This window comes from Vibrio galatheae (assembly GCF_000967545.1).
Lineage (GTDB): Bacteria > Pseudomonadota > Gammaproteobacteria > Enterobacterales > Vibrionaceae > Vibrio > Vibrio galatheae.
On record NZ_JXXV01000025.1, the window covers coordinates 113,146 to 127,341 of the forward strand.

General features: G+C 44.5%; 14 protein-coding genes and 1 pseudogene. 13 read left to right on the forward strand and 2 right to left on the reverse strand.

All coding sequences use genetic code 11. The features are described from left to right. Positions 1 to 8 precede the first annotated feature (8 nt). Positions 9 to 791: a TSUP family transporter gene (locus TW81_RS14190; protein WP_045956385.1), complete on the forward strand. Its 783-nt coding sequence runs from the start codon at positions 9 to 11 to the stop codon at positions 789 to 791. 82 nt (positions 792 to 873) lie between these two features. Here the strand turns inward: TW81_RS14190 and grcA are convergent, their stop codons facing one another. Next, the gene (gene grcA, locus TW81_RS14195; RefSeq protein ID WP_045956386.1) at positions 874 to 1,251 is read right to left on the reverse strand and encodes an autonomous glycyl radical cofactor GrcA; all 378 of its coding nucleotides are present in this window, start codon (positions 1,249 to 1,251) and stop codon (positions 874 to 876) included. 323 nt (positions 1,252 to 1,574) lie between these two features. Here grcA and nfo point away from each other — a divergent pair. The 3 genes and pseudogenes from nfo (at position 1,575) to TW81_RS14210 (ending at position 4,054) form a co-directional block, all read left to right on the forward strand. After that, a pseudogene (gene nfo, locus TW81_RS14200) lies at positions 1,575 to 2,456 on the forward strand (deoxyribonuclease IV). Between the two features lie 258 nt (positions 2,457 to 2,714). Continuing rightward, positions 2,715 to 3,401, forward strand: a complete 687-nt coding sequence (gene ung, locus TW81_RS14205; protein WP_045956387.1) for a uracil-DNA glycosylase — start codon at positions 2,715 to 2,717, stop codon at positions 3,399 to 3,401. 101 nt (positions 3,402 to 3,502) lie between these two features. Beyond that, complete coding sequence (locus tag TW81_RS14210) at positions 3,503 to 4,054, forward strand: hemerythrin domain-containing protein (RefSeq protein WP_045956388.1); 552 nt, start codon at positions 3,503 to 3,505, stop codon at positions 4,052 to 4,054. Between the two features lie 46 nt (positions 4,055 to 4,100). Here the strand turns inward: TW81_RS14210 and TW81_RS14215 are convergent, their stop codons facing one another. Continuing rightward, positions 4,101 to 4,283, reverse strand: coding sequence for a DUF3545 family protein (locus TW81_RS14215; protein WP_045956389.1), 183 nt, complete (start codon positions 4,281 to 4,283; stop codon positions 4,101 to 4,103). Between the two features lie 708 nt (positions 4,284 to 4,991). Here TW81_RS14215 and TW81_RS14220 point away from each other — a divergent pair. From TW81_RS14220 to TW81_RS14255, 9 genes are all read left to right on the forward strand, one after another. Next, on the forward strand, positions 4,992 to 6,419 hold the full coding sequence (locus tag TW81_RS14220; protein WP_045956390.1) for an alanine/glycine:cation symporter family protein: 1,428 nt from the start codon (positions 4,992 to 4,994) through the stop codon (positions 6,417 to 6,419). Between the two features lie 103 nt (positions 6,420 to 6,522). After that, positions 6,523 to 7,296, forward strand: coding sequence for a peroxide stress protein YaaA (yaaA, locus tag TW81_RS14225; protein WP_045956391.1), 774 nt, complete (start codon positions 6,523 to 6,525; stop codon positions 7,294 to 7,296). Between the two features lie 16 nt (positions 7,297 to 7,312). After that, the gene (locus TW81_RS19355) at positions 7,313 to 7,459 is read left to right on the forward strand and encodes a DUF5363 family protein (RefSeq protein WP_162197057.1); all 147 of its coding nucleotides are present in this window, start codon (positions 7,313 to 7,315) and stop codon (positions 7,457 to 7,459) included. Next, positions 7,459 to 8,232, forward strand: a complete 774-nt coding sequence (locus tag TW81_RS14230) for a TatD family hydrolase (protein ID WP_045956392.1) — start codon at positions 7,459 to 7,461, stop codon at positions 8,230 to 8,232. The genes TW81_RS19355 and TW81_RS14230 overlap by 1 nt, the downstream gene beginning before the upstream one ends. 204 nt (positions 8,233 to 8,436) lie before the next feature. Continuing rightward, entirely contained in the window at positions 8,437 to 9,699 is a 1,263-nt protein-coding gene (locus TW81_RS14235) for a NupC/NupG family nucleoside CNT transporter (protein WP_045956393.1), read from the forward strand. 415 nt (positions 9,700 to 10,114) lie between these two features. After that, positions 10,115 to 10,285, forward strand: a complete 171-nt coding sequence (locus TW81_RS14240) for a XapX domain-containing protein (protein ID WP_045956394.1) — start codon at positions 10,115 to 10,117, stop codon at positions 10,283 to 10,285. A gap of 263 nt (positions 10,286 to 10,548) precedes the next feature. Then, positions 10,549 to 11,325, forward strand: coding sequence for a deoxyribose-phosphate aldolase (gene deoC, locus TW81_RS14245; RefSeq protein WP_045956395.1), 777 nt, complete (start codon positions 10,549 to 10,551; stop codon positions 11,323 to 11,325). A 95-nt stretch (positions 11,326 to 11,420) separates the two neighbouring features. Further along, positions 11,421 to 12,749 (forward strand): thymidine phosphorylase, encoded by a 1,329-nt coding sequence (gene deoA / locus TW81_RS14250; protein WP_045956396.1) that lies wholly within the window; start codon positions 11,421 to 11,423, stop codon positions 12,747 to 12,749. Between the two features lie 198 nt (positions 12,750 to 12,947). Beyond that, positions 12,948 to 14,168, forward strand: coding sequence for a phosphopentomutase (locus TW81_RS14255; protein WP_045956397.1), 1,221 nt, complete (start codon positions 12,948 to 12,950; stop codon positions 14,166 to 14,168). Positions 14,169 to 14,196 lie beyond the last annotated feature (28 nt).

A 14,196-nucleotide genomic window follows, 5' to 3' on the forward strand; every position in this document is an offset into this window, starting at 1 on the left:
GATTAACAATGGAACTGACGCTCGAAATTATTACGATACTTTTCTTTGTTGCCGGGCTAGCGGGCTTTATTGATGCGATGGCTGGTGGTGGTGGGTTAATTACCCTACCTGCTCTTTTGGCGGCGGGGGTTCCTCCGACTCAAGCATTGGCAACCAATAAACTGCAAAGCTCCTTTGGTAGCTTTTCAGCAAGCTGGTATTTCGTGCGCAACGGAATCGTCAGCATCAAGGAGATGCGTCTAGCGATTGGATGTACTTTTATCGGTTCAGCGATCGGTGCGGAAGCGGTGCAGTATATCGATGCTGGGCTGCTCACCAGCTTAATTCCGGTCTTGTTAGTCGCTATCTCGCTCTACTTCCTGTTGATGCCGAAAACCAAAGCGCAAACAGGGCAAGCCAAAATGTCACAAGCGATGTTTGCTTTGTGCGTCGGCGGTGGTGTTGGTTTCTATGATGGTTTTTTTGGGCCAGGTACAGGGTCGATATTCACCGTCTGTTTTGTTGCTCTCGGACATTTTTCGCTGGTTGAGGCGACGGCTAGGACTAAAGTGCTTAACTTTACCTCCAATATCGCGGCACTGCTATTTTTCATTCTTGCTGGGCTACCCGTATGGGAGCTTGGTTTAGTGATGGCGGTCGGTGGCTTTATCGGAGCACAACTGGGGGCAAAGGTTGTCGTGACGAAAGGGCAAAAGTGGATTCGCCCACTGGTGATTACCATGTCGATGCTGATGGCAATCAAGCTGCTTTGGCAAGAGCATGCACAATCGGTACTCTCACTGTTTAGCTAATGATGATTTCACGTTTTTCGCTGCAGTATTTAAAATAAGAATCGGCGCTCAATGAGCGCCTTTTTGGGAAGATAGTCTGAGATTATAGAGACTCAGTGAAAGTACGTGCGATTACGTCACGTTGCTGTTCAGTTGTTAGTGAGTTGAAGCGCACAGCGTAGCCAGATACACGGATCGTTAGCTGAGGGTACTTCTCAGGGTTTGCAACAGCATCTTCTAACGTTTCGCGCTTAAGGACGTTTACGTTGAGGTGTTGACCACCTTCGATGCGTGGTGCTGTTTCGATAGCAACTTCGCGGCTTTCGTACTCACCTAGTTCGTTGATTGCGACTACTTGGTCTGCTTCAAAGCCTGAATTTGCAGCAACACAACGAGCTTCGTTCTTTTCGCTATCAAGTAGCCAGATCGAGTTTAGTAGGTCATCGTTAGCTGCTTTTGTAATTTGGATACCTTGGATCATCACTATCTCCTAGTCCACTCTCGTGGATTATTGGTGTTTAATTTCGAATTTTATTGAGCTACGTATTATATAGCGAATATCCCTTGTAATAATATTGATTTAAGTCAAAAAACAACAATAAACATTGATTTAAGAGTGGTTATTTTATTGCTCTAAGTCAATAAAGTGTTTAAAAACATAGTAATTGCAATGTTTTTTATAATATAGAAAATATTTTATCATTAAAAATGTTGTAATTTTACTATATTTCGAGCCTAAAAATCACACTCTACTAGCTAAGTGTTTGTAAGTAGGTTCATGGACTGAAAGTGTAAAGTGATTAAATGACAAGACGTAAAAACCAGTATGGTAATAAGTTTATTGGTGCCCATGTTTCTGCTGCGGGAGGGGTCGATCAGGCGCCGATAAGAGCCAAGGAGATCGGAGCGAATGCCTTTGCGCTCTTTACCAAAAACCAGCGCCAATGGATGGCTAAACCCCTTGGTGAAAAGGCCATCTCTGCGTTTAAGGCTAACTGCAAAATGTTGGGCTTTAGTAGTGAACAAATATTGCCGCATGACTCCTATCTAATAAACCTAGGAGCTCCAGAGCAAGAAAAGTTAGACAAGTCACGGGCGGCTTTTATTGATGAGATGGAGCGTTGTAATCAGTTAGGTTTAACTTTGCTTAACTTTCATCCCGGAAGTCACCTTAAACAAATTTCTGAATCTGAGTGTTTGGCTTGAATTGCTGAATCAATCAATCTTGCTCACCAGGCGGTGCCCAATGTTATTGCCGTGATAGAGAATACAGCCGGGCAGGGAACCAATCTTGGTTGGCGCTTTGAACATCTTGCAGAAATCATTGCTCAAGTTAAGGATAAATCCCGAGTAGGCGTCTGCATTGACACCTGCCATACGTTTAGCGCTGGGTATGATCTGCGTACATTTGAGGCTTGCGAAGCAACGTTCGCAGAATTTGAACGGGTTGTTGGAATGCATTATTTGCGGGCAATGCACATTAATGACTCAAAGATTGCCTTAGGTGGCAAAGTCGATAGACATCACTCCTTAGGTAAAGGTGAGATTGGTTGGCACTGTTTTGAGTATATCGCAAAAGATCCACGATTTGACTCTATCCCATTGATTCTAGAAACAATAGATCCTGATCTTTGGCCGAATGAAATCGAGCAACTACGTGAATTTCATCATCAGGTAGCGGTTTAAATCACGTTGAGACTGAAAAGTGGCATCAATTTTTCATAGTTGTTTGTGAAGCAAGTTATATGAGGGTGCCACTATGCCGTATTCACGTTGTTATATCTCTGTTCGTTCCGTTCGTCTTCCTATGCCAAATCGCCACGTTACTGGGCAGGGACATCATCGCACCCCCCAGAAAAACTAGCGATTGATAGCCCTAAAACCTTTGTTCCTTTTATATATTCTGCGACAATCGAGTTAGACAAATAGTAAAAGGAACAGAGTATGAGTTCGTCACTGACATGGCAAGAGGTGATTGGCGCCGAAAAGCAGCAGCCGTATTTTCAGCAGACTTTATCGTTTGTTGAAGGAGAGCGGGCTGCGGGCAAAGTCGTGTTTCCGCCAGCCAAAGATGTTTTCAACGCATTTCGCGCGACTGAGTTCAGTGATGTAAAAGTTGTGATTATTGGGCAAGACCCGTATCACGGCCCGAATCAAGCTCATGGTTTGTGTTTTTCTGTTCTTCCAGGCGTCAAAATCCCCCCTTCGCTAGTCAATATGTACAAAGAGTTAGCGCAAGATATAGAGGGTTTTACGATCCCTTCTCATGGATATTTGCAGCATTGGGCTGAGCAAGGGGTGTTGCTATTAAATACAGTACTGACCGTTGAGCAAGGTAAAGCCCATTCTCACGCTAAAACGGGCTGGGAGACATTCACCGATAGAGTGATAGAAGCCGTCAACCAGCATCAATCTGGGGTGGTCTTTTTACTCTGGGGAGCGCATGCACAGAAGAAGGGACGTTTTATTGATCGTAATAAACATTATGTCCTCTCTGGGCCGCACCCGTCCCCCTTGTCTGCCCATCGTGGTTTTTTTGGTTGCCGCCATTTTTCTCAGGCAAATCAGCTATTACAGCAGCAAGGAAAAGAGGCGATTGATTGGCACTTGCCAGCTCAAATTGAAATGTAACTGGGTTTATATGACATTTGCCTAATATTTTAACAAGGTCAAAGCAATAAACTTACTTCTCTTATACACTGAATAAAAGTAGGTGTTTAAGGAGAGACGCTATGATGATTGAACGAATTCGGCGCGAACACGGCTATATGGTGCGTTTACTGGCTGTGCTACGGCATAAACTTACTCTGCTCAAAAGCGAACGTCAGGTGAATTATGCGGTACTAAGAGAACTCGTCGACTACCTTGCTAATCATTCTGAGAAAGTTCATCACCCTAAAGAAGATATCCTTTATCATTACTATCTAGAGCACTATGGCTATCATCATGAGATCGATAACTTAGAGTTAGAGCACCAGACGCTGTCGGAAAAAACGCATGAGTTTTTAAGCGTCGTGGATATGATTTTACAAGATGCCGTGATCCCACAGGATATGTTTATTGAGCAATTGGAATCATTTCTCGATGCGCAAAAACAGCATCTGGAGATAGAAGAAAAACGGGTGTTCCCATACTTGATTGAGAAGTTCACCGTTAAAGATTGGCAAGCGGTGGAAGAGCAGTGGAGCGTGAGCGAAGACGATCCTGTATTTGGTGAGACAATTGCAGAACAATATGCTCAGTTGGCAGAGCGAGTCCACCAAACCGAACATGAAGCTAACTAGGCTTCATGGTGATACCAATAAAAAAGAGGCGAAAGTTCGCCTCTTTTTAGTATTCGAGTTTGTCTAAATCATCAAAGCCTATATCCATCTCCATCAACTCTCGCTGTAAACGCTGACGGTCTTTAATCGCTTCGATTTCACGCCATTTACGCTTAACAGGCTTAGAGCGAGCAGCACGTCCTCTAGAAAAATCGTGATCTAAAAGTTCTTCAAAGTTTAAGCCATCCATAAGCTACCTCTTTATGATTTTTGTCCCTCTATATATAGGGCCGTTTTTTAATACCATAACCAAAACAAAGTTAACTTTGATTCGTTTCTCATTTGTTACGTTTCAATGAAGTTTTTGCGCATATTGTGCGAGCAAGTCACATAATTTTGCTGGTTAATTGTTGTTTTTTTGAACGGTTGAACTAGAGCAGGAAAGGATTTGCTATGTATCAGAATGTTACAGAGCTGTGCATGGCAGTGCGGGTGTGTCATTTTTGCACTTGTTTTTCAGTAGTGAGATTTGTCGCCGTTGGGTGGTAACAAGCAGAGTTTTATGATCTGCGTTTAATGCCTTATCTGACAAGGGCGGCGCGTTATTTGTCCATGCTGAAGAAATAATGTTTCGCAAAATGTCAAATGTAATAACTTATTTAATTGTTGGTTGAGGTTTTGTTGGGTGTTTGTGCTGGCTGGTGTTAATTGATAGTGACTATATAGTGAAAAATAACAATTATGAGCAAGTCAGCTCATATTGATTTTTGTTCCGCTTAACTGCATTATCCGCCCGTCAAAAAAGACGCTGACACGTAAAAGGGAAGCACGAGGCGAGTTTTACAGGTCTAAACTGCATACAAAATAAATCCAAGACTAAGCACTATTGACACTTAGTTGAGCAGTTAGATGGATGGCTAGGAAGCAGAGGTCAGCGAGAACTCAATATGAGGATGTTATGACAGATTTAATCAATTTAATGAATGACCTTTTGTGGGGCTCTATTCTTGTTTACCTACTGGTCGGTGTGGGAATCTATTTTACCGTTCGTTTAGGTTTCATTCAGTTCCGCCATTTTGGTCACATGTTTTCTGTTCTTAAGAACAGCCGCAAAGCAGACAACGCTGGTATCTCTTCTTTTCAAGCACTTTGTACCAGTCTAGCTGCTCGTGTTGGCACAGGTAACATGGCTGGTGTTGCAGTGGCATTGACTGCTGGTGGTCCAGGGGCAATTTTCTGGATGTGGTTGATTGCTATGCTAGGTATGGCGACTTCATTTGCCGAAAGCACACTCGCTCAGTTATATAAAACCAAAGATGATGATGGCAACTACCGTGGTGGTCCAGCGTACTACATGGAAAAAGGCCTTGGCATGCGTTGGATGGGGGTACTGTTTTCAGTATTTCTTATCATTGCATTTGGCTTGGTCTTCAATGCAGTACAAGCTAACTCTATCGCCAATGCGATGACCAATGCTTTCGGTTGGGAAACGAGCTACGTCGGCATTGCGGTCGTAATGCTTTCATCGATCGTTATTTTCGGTGGTATTAAGCGTATCGCGAAAGTGGCCGAACTTATCGTTCCAGTGATGGCATTTTCCTATCTTGTACTGGCGTTATTTGTCATGTTCTCTAATCTAGAGAAGTTACCTGCCGTTCTAACCTTGATCTTCAAGAGCGCGTTTGGCCTGCAAGAAGCAGCAGCGGGTGGTTTAGGTTACGCAATTGCACAAGCGATGATTAACGGTATTAAGCGTGGTCTGTTTTCGAATGAAGCAGGTATGGGTTCTGCACCAAACGCAGCAGCATCAGCAACGCCGTATCCCCCACACCCTGCGTCTCAAGGCTATGTGCAGATGTTGGGCGTATTTATGGATACCATCGTTATCTGTTCTGCGACAGTTGCGATTATCTTAATGTCTGGTGAATATGTGCCACACGGTGAAGTGACAGGTATCGAACTTACACAGGCGGCACTGAGCTCACAAGTAGGGGATTGGGGCGGTATTTTCGTTGCTGTAGCCATTTTCTTCTTTGCTTTTACGTCAATTATCGCCAACTATTCGTACGCTGAAACAAACCTTATTTTCCTTGAACATAACCACAAAGCGGGTTTAGGGATTTTCCGAATTGTCGTGTTGGGTATGGTCATGTTCGGTGCCGTTGCGTCTCTACCTGTCGTCTGGTCTCTAGCTGATGTATCAATGGGCCTAATGGCAATTGTAAACTTAGTCGCTATCATTTTGCTCTCAGGTATCGTGATTAAATTAGCGAAAGATTACAACCGTCAGCTGGCACAAGGCAAAGTACCAACGTTTGATGTCAACGACTTCCCTGAGCTTAAATCTCAGCTAGAAGATGGGATTTGGGATCAGAGTAAGAAATAATAGAAAGCCTCTATTAGAACGATTCACAAAGCCATGCAGACATTGCATGGCTTTTTTTGTAACCTATGGCTATCAAAAATAAATATACAGATAGAGTAAAGTCATGCTAATCGTTGTTTCTCCAGCGAAAACTTTAGATTACGAATCGCCATTAGTCACAGAAAAGTCGACTCAACCTGAGCTTATAGAGTATTCAAAGCAGCTCATTGATGTTTGCCGTAAGCTAACACCCGCTGACGTTGCTAATCTAATGAAGGTGAGCGATAAGATCGCTGATCTCAACGTGGGTCGCTTTCAAGAGTGGAGTGAAACTTTTACTGCCGAGAACTCGCGCCAGGCTATATTAGCTTTTAAAGGTGATGTTTATACTGGGTTAGATGCGCAATCATTGACAGAATCCGATTTCGACTACGCGCAAAAACACCTGCGTATGCTGTCTGGCCTTTATGGTTTACTTAAACCCTTGGATTTGATGCAGCCTTATCGTTTAGAGATGGGAACTAAGCTAGCTAACGACAAAGGCAGCAATCTATATCAGTTCTGGGGTAACGTCATTACCGATAAGCTTAACCAAGCTATTGATGAGCAAGGGGACAACGTTCTTATTAATCTTGCTTCGAATGAATATTTTAAAGCGGTCAAGCCAAAGAACCTCGAGGCTCAGGTAATCACACCTGTGTTTAAGGATTGTAAGAATGGGCAATATAAAGTCATCAGTTTCTATGCCAAAAAGGCACGCGGTATGATGGCGCGTTACATCATTGAAAATCGTATTTCTAGCGTCGCGGATCTGACAAAATTTGACACTGCTGGTTACTACTTTGTAGAACAAGAGTCGACACCCACTGAGTTGGTCTTTAAGCGCGAAGAGCAATAATCAATAGGGCGTTGGGATGATTATATGGTTCAAAAAATGGATCGCTCGTTATGACGCTTGGTGCCAGTCAATGGGGTTAACACCAGAGAATAAACGCAGTTGTGTCCCCTATCGCAGTGAACCCCGCTCTCCCAGCTCTGATGATAAAAAGGCGCAATCGTAATGCGCCTTTTTGATACTCACTGCCATCTTGATTTCGATGTATTTGCCGCAGATCTGGATGGTCATATCGACGCGGCTAAACAAGCAGGGGTGGAGCGTTTTGTCATTCCCTCTATTGGCCCTTCAAACTGGCGCAAGGTTGCTGACCTCGCTGATCAGTACTCTTCGATTTACTATGCTTTGGGCATTCATCCCTACTTTATCGACCCAGACAGCCATACTTATCAAAAGCAACTGCGCCAGTTACTTACTGAGCGGCCTGCGCAATGTGTCGCTGTCGGTGAATGTGGGTTAGATGCCATGGTGGGGATAGATCGCCTGCGTCAAGAGCAGATATTTGTCCAACAAGTTGAGCTTGCTCAAGCTTTTCAGTTACCTCTCATTATTCATATTCGGAAAACCCACAATCGCCTACTACAATTGCTTAAACAGTATCGTTTCTCGTATGGAGGTGTAATCCACGGTTTTTCTGGCAGTTATCAGCAAGCGATGCAGTTTGTCGATATGGGCTTTTTTATTGGCGTCGGTGGTGTGATTACCTACCCAAGAGCGAGTAAAACACGTCAAGCGATCATTCAATTACCGCTTGAATCGATTGTTTTGGAGACAGATTCGCCGGATATGCCATTGAATGGGCATCAAGGCAAAGAGAATCATCCAAAGATGTTAGCTCAAATTGTGTCCTGTCTCGCATCTCTAAAAGGTATGTCGAAGCAAACGGTTGCTGAACGTGTTTGGAAAAATAGCAATTCAGCGTTTGGTATTTGTGAATAATTTCTAAATAAATTGTGTTTTAAATGATTGCAAAACTGGTAAAGGGTGATCTTCTTCACGTAAATGAGTGAACGTTTAGTGAATCTTATTAGAAACTGTGAGGACGGCATTACTTTATCAATGGACGGATGAGTATAATTGCGCCTGCTTTTTAGCTCCATTTTGTAACACGCCAACAAATAACATATAAGGAAGTCATAAACTATGAGCCTGTTTATGAGCCTAGTCGGTATGGCAGTATTGCTAGGAATTGCATTACTACTGTCTGATAACCGCAAAGCTATCAATCTAAGAACTGTGGGTGGCGCTTTTGCTATCCAATTTATCATCGGTGGTTTCGTTCTTTACGTACCATGGGGTCGTGATCTTCTAGCTGGCTTCTCAGCTGGTGTACAGAACGTAATCGACTTTGGTAAAGACGGTACTGGTTTCCTATTCGGCAGCCTAGTTAACTTCTCAGTTGACGGTATCGGTTTCATCTTTGCTTTCCAAGTACTACCAACGCTAATCTTCTTCTCTGCGCTAATTTCTGTACTTTACTACATCGGTGTGATGCAGTGGGTTATCAAGATTCTTGGTGGCGGTCTACAAAAAGCACTAGGTACTTCACGTGCCGAGTCTATGTCTGCAGCAGCTAACATTTTCGTAGGTCAAACAGAAGCACCACTAGTTGTGCGTCCATTTGTTCCTAAAATGACTCAGTCTGAGCTATTTGCAGTAATGTGTGGTGGTCTTGCGTCTGTTGCTGGTGGTGTACTAGCAGGTTACGCATCTATGGGTGTACCTCTAGAGTACCTAGTAGCAGCGTCATTCATGGCGGCTCCAGGTGGTCTACTGTTCGCTAAGATCATTAAGCCAGAAACAGACACACCAGATGAGAATCTAGGTGAAGATATCGACGGTGGCGAAGACAAGCCTGCTAACGTAATCGATGCAGCAGCTGGTGGTGCTTCAGTTGGTCTACAACTAGCGCTAAACGTTGGTGCAATGCTACTAGCGTTCATCGGTCTAATCGCTCTAATCAACGGTATCCTAGGTGGCGTTGGCGGTTGGTTCGGTATGCCAGAGCTAACTCTAGAAATTCTACTTGGTTACCTATTCTCGCCTCTAGCATTCCTTATTGGTGTGCCATGGGAAGAAGCAACACTAGCTGGTTCATTCATCGGTCAGAAACTGGTTGTTAACGAATTCGTAGCTTACCTAAACTTCGTACCTTACGTTGGTGATGCAGCACAAGTTGTTCCAGCAACTGGTGAAGTAATGTCTACTAAGACAGCCGCAATTATCTCGTTCGCTCTATGTGGTTTCGCAAACCTATCTTCAATCGCGATTCTACTGGGTGGTCTAGGTGGCCTAGCGCCAAACCGTCGTCACGACATCGCTCGTATGGGTGTTAAAGCGGTTTGTGCTGGTACGCTATCTAACCTAATGGCAGCGACAATAGCTGGCTTCTTCCTATCTTTCTAATTAAGTAGATAGATTATATAGACGCCGTTTTACAAAACCCCGTAGCCACACTTGGTGTGCTACGGGGTTTTTTCGTTTCTTTCAGCATAGTTTGCGATAGCTGCGTTAACTGCGGTTTTCATCCTGATCGCGTAGCGAGCTAAGCTCCCTGGAATTCAAATCCTCGTTGCCTTGCTCTCACACTGACTATTTTGAAAGAACAACTGCATAAGATAATGACAGATGTGATTAGATTGTGCAGAAGGTCTGGCATAAGTTCAGGCAATAAGATTCATAACGTTTGAGTACTTAATGGGATTGAGCAATCGTTAAGCAGAATCTTTTTTGAGATACAAACCGTTTGCGCTCTATGAGCCACTACAGTTTCTCGATAAATATCTATAATGTATATGTGTAGAGAAAGTAGGGTAAACTCATGAATGAAGTTTTCCTCGCGACCCTAGCAGGTTTTTTCGTTGGAGTCCTGTTTTCCGCTATCAAATTACCCGTTCCTGCTCCGCCAGTTTTGGCTGGTGTGATGGGGATTGTTGGGGTATATCTTGGTGGTATAACTTATCATTGGATAATTGAGAAGTTTTTTAGCTAGCGATAATTGATACACGGAGTATGATTAACGTTGGCAGCAACCTCGTGTTGTTTAGGTGTACGCCTATATACGTTAGACACCGCAATCGTTGATTGTTGTGCCATAGACCAAACTGGTACTGTGCGGTGACAAGGATAGCAATTGGCATATTAAAATTCGCTGTATATGCCGAGTCTTCAGGGAACCAAGTCCGTTCATAAATGACTGCAGTTCTAAACAAGTTTTAGAACAGTAACTTTTTTGAATATTGATCGGAGATAGAAATGAGCGATTTAAAAGCAGCAGCACTACGTGCACTTAAACTAATGGACCTAACGACGCTGAATGATGACGATACTGACGCGAAAGTTATTTCACTTTGTCATGACGCAAAATCAGCAGTAGGTAATACCGCTGCAATCTGTATTTACCCTCGCTTTATTCCTATTGCTAAGAAGACACTTCGTGAGCAAGGTACACCAGAAGTTCGCATTGCGACTGTTACTAACTTCCCACACGGTAATGATGATATCGATATCGCTGTTGCAGAAACAAAAGCTGCTGTTGCGTATGGTGCCGATGAAGTAGACGTTGTTTTCCCTTACCGCGCTCTAATGGCCGGTAACGAAGAAGTGGGCTTCGAGCTAGTTAAGCAATGTAAACAAGCGTGTGGCGACATTCTTCTAAAAGTCATCATCGAAACGGGTGAGCTAAAAGAAGAAGCACTAATCAAGAAAGCATCTGAAATCTGTATTAAAGCAGGTGCAGATTTCATTAAAACTTCTACAGGTAAAGTGCCAGTAAACGCAACCCCAGAATACGCACGCATGATGCTAGAAGTTATTCGTGATATGGGCGTGGCAGAAACGGTTGGTTTCAAACCTGCAGGTGGCGTTCGTACTGCTGAAGACGCAGCGGACTACCTAGCGATGGCTGACGAAATCCTAGGTGATAACTGGGTTGATGCTCGTCACTACCGTTTCGGTGCGTCAAGCCTGCTAACTAACCTACTTAATACATTAGAAGTGACAGACGAGACTGCAGATCCTGCGGCCTACTAATTTTTCCTAGATGTCTGTTTGGTGGAGCGGCATATGCCGTTCCACACTACCTCTTTACCTGACAACCATCGCTATTCACAGCGTGGGAGGATCTAATGTACTTACCTCAAGAAATTATTCGTAAAAAACGCGACGGCGAAGTGCTAAGCGCGGAAGAAATTAACTTCTTTATTCAAGGCGTAGCCAAAAATACTGTTTCTGAAGGTCAGATTGCGGCTTTCGCTATGGCTATCTTTTTCAATGAAATGACAATGCCTGAACGTATCGCACTAACCTGTGCAATGCGTGATTCAGGTATGGTGATTGATTGGAGTCACAAGAACTTTGGCGGTCCAATCGTTGATAAACATTCGACGGGTGGTGTCGGTGATGTGACTTCACTGATGCTTGGCCCTATGGTGGCCGCATGTGGCGGTTTTGTACCTATGATTTCAGGCCGTGGCCTTGGTCACACTGGTGGCACGCTAGACAAGCTGGAGTCTATTCCTGGCTACAACATCACACCTACTAATGAAGTATTTGGTGATGTAACCAAAGATGCGGGTGTGGCGATCATTGGTCAAACCGGTGATTTAGCTCCGGCAGATAAGCGTGTTTATGCTACTCGAGATATCACAGCAACTGTTGATAATATCTCGTTGATCACGGCGTCGATTCTTTCTAAAAAGCTTGCCGCAGGGCTTGAATCGCTAGTGATGGACGTAAAAGTTGGCTCTGGCGCTTTTATGCCAACCTACGAAGCGTCTGAAGAACTTGCGAAATCTATCGTAGCGGTAGCAAACGGTGCGGGTACTAAAACGACAGCCATCCTAACCGACATGAACCAAGTGTTGGCATCTTCTGCGGGTAATGCAGTTGAGGTTCGTGAAGCTGTTAAGTTCCTAACGGGTGAATATCGTAACCCTCGTCTTTTAGAAGTCACTATGGCCTCTTGTGCAGAAATGTTGGTACTTGGCAAGCTGGCTGAAAACACCGAGCAGGCGCGCGCTAAACTCATGGAAGTGCTGGATAACGGTAAGGCTGCAGAGTGCTTCGGTAAGATGGTTGCAGGTCTTGGTGGCCCGGCAGACTTTGTAGAGAACTACGATAATTACCTAGAGAAAGCCGAAATTGTCAAACCAGTCTATGCCGATAAGAGTGGTGTGGTATCCGCTATGGATACTCGTGCAATCGGTATGGCCGTGGTTTCGATGGGCGGTGGTCGCCGTGTCGCAACGGATGAGATCGACTACGCTGTTGGTTTTGATAGATTTATCCGCTTGGGTGAAAAAGCCTCAAGCGACAAGCCTCTTGCGATGATTCACGCTCGTAGTGAAGAACAATGGCAAGAAGCTGCTGAAGCGTTAAAAGCGGCCATTACAATTGGTGGTGAGTACACACCAACGCCAGAGGTATACCGTCAGATTCGCGCTGAAGACATCTAACTCTTCATATGTGAACTTGCAGCCGCGTTAACTGCGCGCTCACCCGAACGCTGGCCGCCCCTGTCACATAGACGAGCTATGCTCAGGGGATTCGCTTGCTTGTTGTCTTGCTGCAAGTCCAACTATTTTGAGTTGAATTATTACAATTGGATTGGTTGATTGAGCTTATTGCTCTCAACCAGTCAAAGGAAGAGAGCAATGAAAAGAGCATTTATTTTAGTCCTAGACTCATTTGGCATCGGTGCAACTGCTGATGCGAAAGACTTTGGTGATGTCGGTTCTGACACCCTAGGTCATATCGCCGAGCAATGTAATAAAGGTTTAGCCGACAACACTGAGCGTAGTGGCGCACTTAAGCTACCTAATTTGTCCAAGCTTGGCTTGGCAATGGCACACAAAGAGTCGACAGGTAGCTTTGCTGCGGGTTTAGACGCCGACGTTGAGATCATTGGTGCTTTCGGACACGCAGCTGAGCTGTCTTCTGGTAAAGACACGCCGTCTGGTCACTGGGAAATTGCCGGCGTGCCTGTATTATTTGACTGGGGTTACTTTACTGATAAGCAAAACAGCTTCCCGAAAGAGCTTACTGACCGCATCCTAGAACGTGCCGGGCTTGATGGCTTCCTAGGTAACTGCCACGCATCAGGTACTCAGGTACTGGACGATCTTGGTGAAGAGCATATGAAAACAGGTCTGCCAATCTTTTACTCCTCGGCTGACTCGGTATTTCAAATCGCCTGTCATGAAGAGACATTTGGCCTTGAGCGTTTACTAGAGCTTTGCCAAATTGCACGTGAAGAGCTAGAAGATTACAACATTGGTCGTGTCATCGCGCGTCCATTTATTGGCCTAGGAAAAGGTCAGTTTGAACGTACTGGTAACCGTCGTGACTTATCTGTTGAGCCACCTTCGGCGACTGTGTTGCAAAAACTGGTTGAAGAAAAGCAAGGCGAAGTGGTTTCTATCGGTAAAATTGCCGATATCTACGCGAACTGCGGCATCACTCAAAAAGTGAAAGCAACGGGCATCCCTGCACTATTTGAAGCGACACTTGAGCAGATCAAAAAAGCCGGTGACAACACAATCGTATTCACTAACTTTGTTGACTTCGATTCTGCATATGGTCATCGTCGCGATGTCGCAGGCTATGCTGCCGCACTAGAATACTTCGACGGTCGTATCAACGAAGTACTCGAACTAATGGAAGAAGACGATGTGCTAATTTTGACGGCAGACCATGGTTGTGATCCAACTTGGCCGGGTACTGACCACACACGTGAGCACATCCCAGTGATCGTCTATGGTCAAAAAGTCCCAGTCGGTTCTTTGGGTCTTCGTGAAACATTTGCGGACATCGGCCAGACACTGGCAAGCCACTTTGGCACATCTCCAATGGATTACGGTAAAAATTTCCTCTAATACAAAATCAATATTCAGAGTAGAGGGC

What these genes read in the sequence shown, in the direction of transcription:
- TW81_RS14210 (WP_045956388.1), top strand. Translation starts at nt 3,503, where the DNA reads ATGATGATTGAACGAATTCGGCGCGAACACGGCTATATGGTGCGTTTA.
- TW81_RS19355 (WP_162197057.1), top strand. Translation starts at nt 7,313, where the DNA reads ATGATTATATGGTTCAAAAAATGGATCGCTCGTTATGACGCTTGGTGC.
- deoC (WP_045956395.1), top strand. Translation starts at nt 10,549, where the DNA reads ATGAGCGATTTAAAAGCAGCAGCACTACGTGCACTTAAACTAATGGAC.
- yaaA (WP_045956391.1), top strand. Translation starts at nt 6,523, where the DNA reads ATGCTAATCGTTGTTTCTCCAGCGAAAACTTTAGATTACGAATCGCCA.
- TW81_RS14215 (WP_045956389.1), bottom strand. Translation starts at nt 4,283, where the DNA reads ATGGATGGCTTAAACTTTGAAGAACTTTTAGATCACGATTTTTCTAGA.
- TW81_RS14190 (WP_045956385.1), top strand. Translation starts at nt 9, where the DNA reads ATGGAACTGACGCTCGAAATTATTACGATACTTTTCTTTGTTGCCGGG.
- deoA (WP_045956396.1), top strand. Translation starts at nt 11,421, where the DNA reads ATGTACTTACCTCAAGAAATTATTCGTAAAAAACGCGACGGCGAAGTG.
- TW81_RS14220 (WP_045956390.1), top strand. Translation starts at nt 4,992, where the DNA reads ATGACAGATTTAATCAATTTAATGAATGACCTTTTGTGGGGCTCTATT.
- TW81_RS14255 (WP_045956397.1), top strand. Translation starts at nt 12,948, where the DNA reads ATGAAAAGAGCATTTATTTTAGTCCTAGACTCATTTGGCATCGGTGCA.
- TW81_RS14240 (WP_045956394.1), top strand. Translation starts at nt 10,115, where the DNA reads ATGAATGAAGTTTTCCTCGCGACCCTAGCAGGTTTTTTCGTTGGAGTC.
- ung (WP_045956387.1), top strand. Translation starts at nt 2,715, where the DNA reads ATGAGTTCGTCACTGACATGGCAAGAGGTGATTGGCGCCGAAAAGCAG.
- TW81_RS14230 (WP_045956392.1), top strand. Translation starts at nt 7,459, where the DNA reads ATGCGCCTTTTTGATACTCACTGCCATCTTGATTTCGATGTATTTGCC.
- grcA (WP_045956386.1), bottom strand. Translation starts at nt 1,251, where the DNA reads ATGATCCAAGGTATCCAAATTACAAAAGCAGCTAACGATGACCTACTA.
- TW81_RS14235 (WP_045956393.1), top strand. Translation starts at nt 8,437, where the DNA reads ATGAGCCTGTTTATGAGCCTAGTCGGTATGGCAGTATTGCTAGGAATT.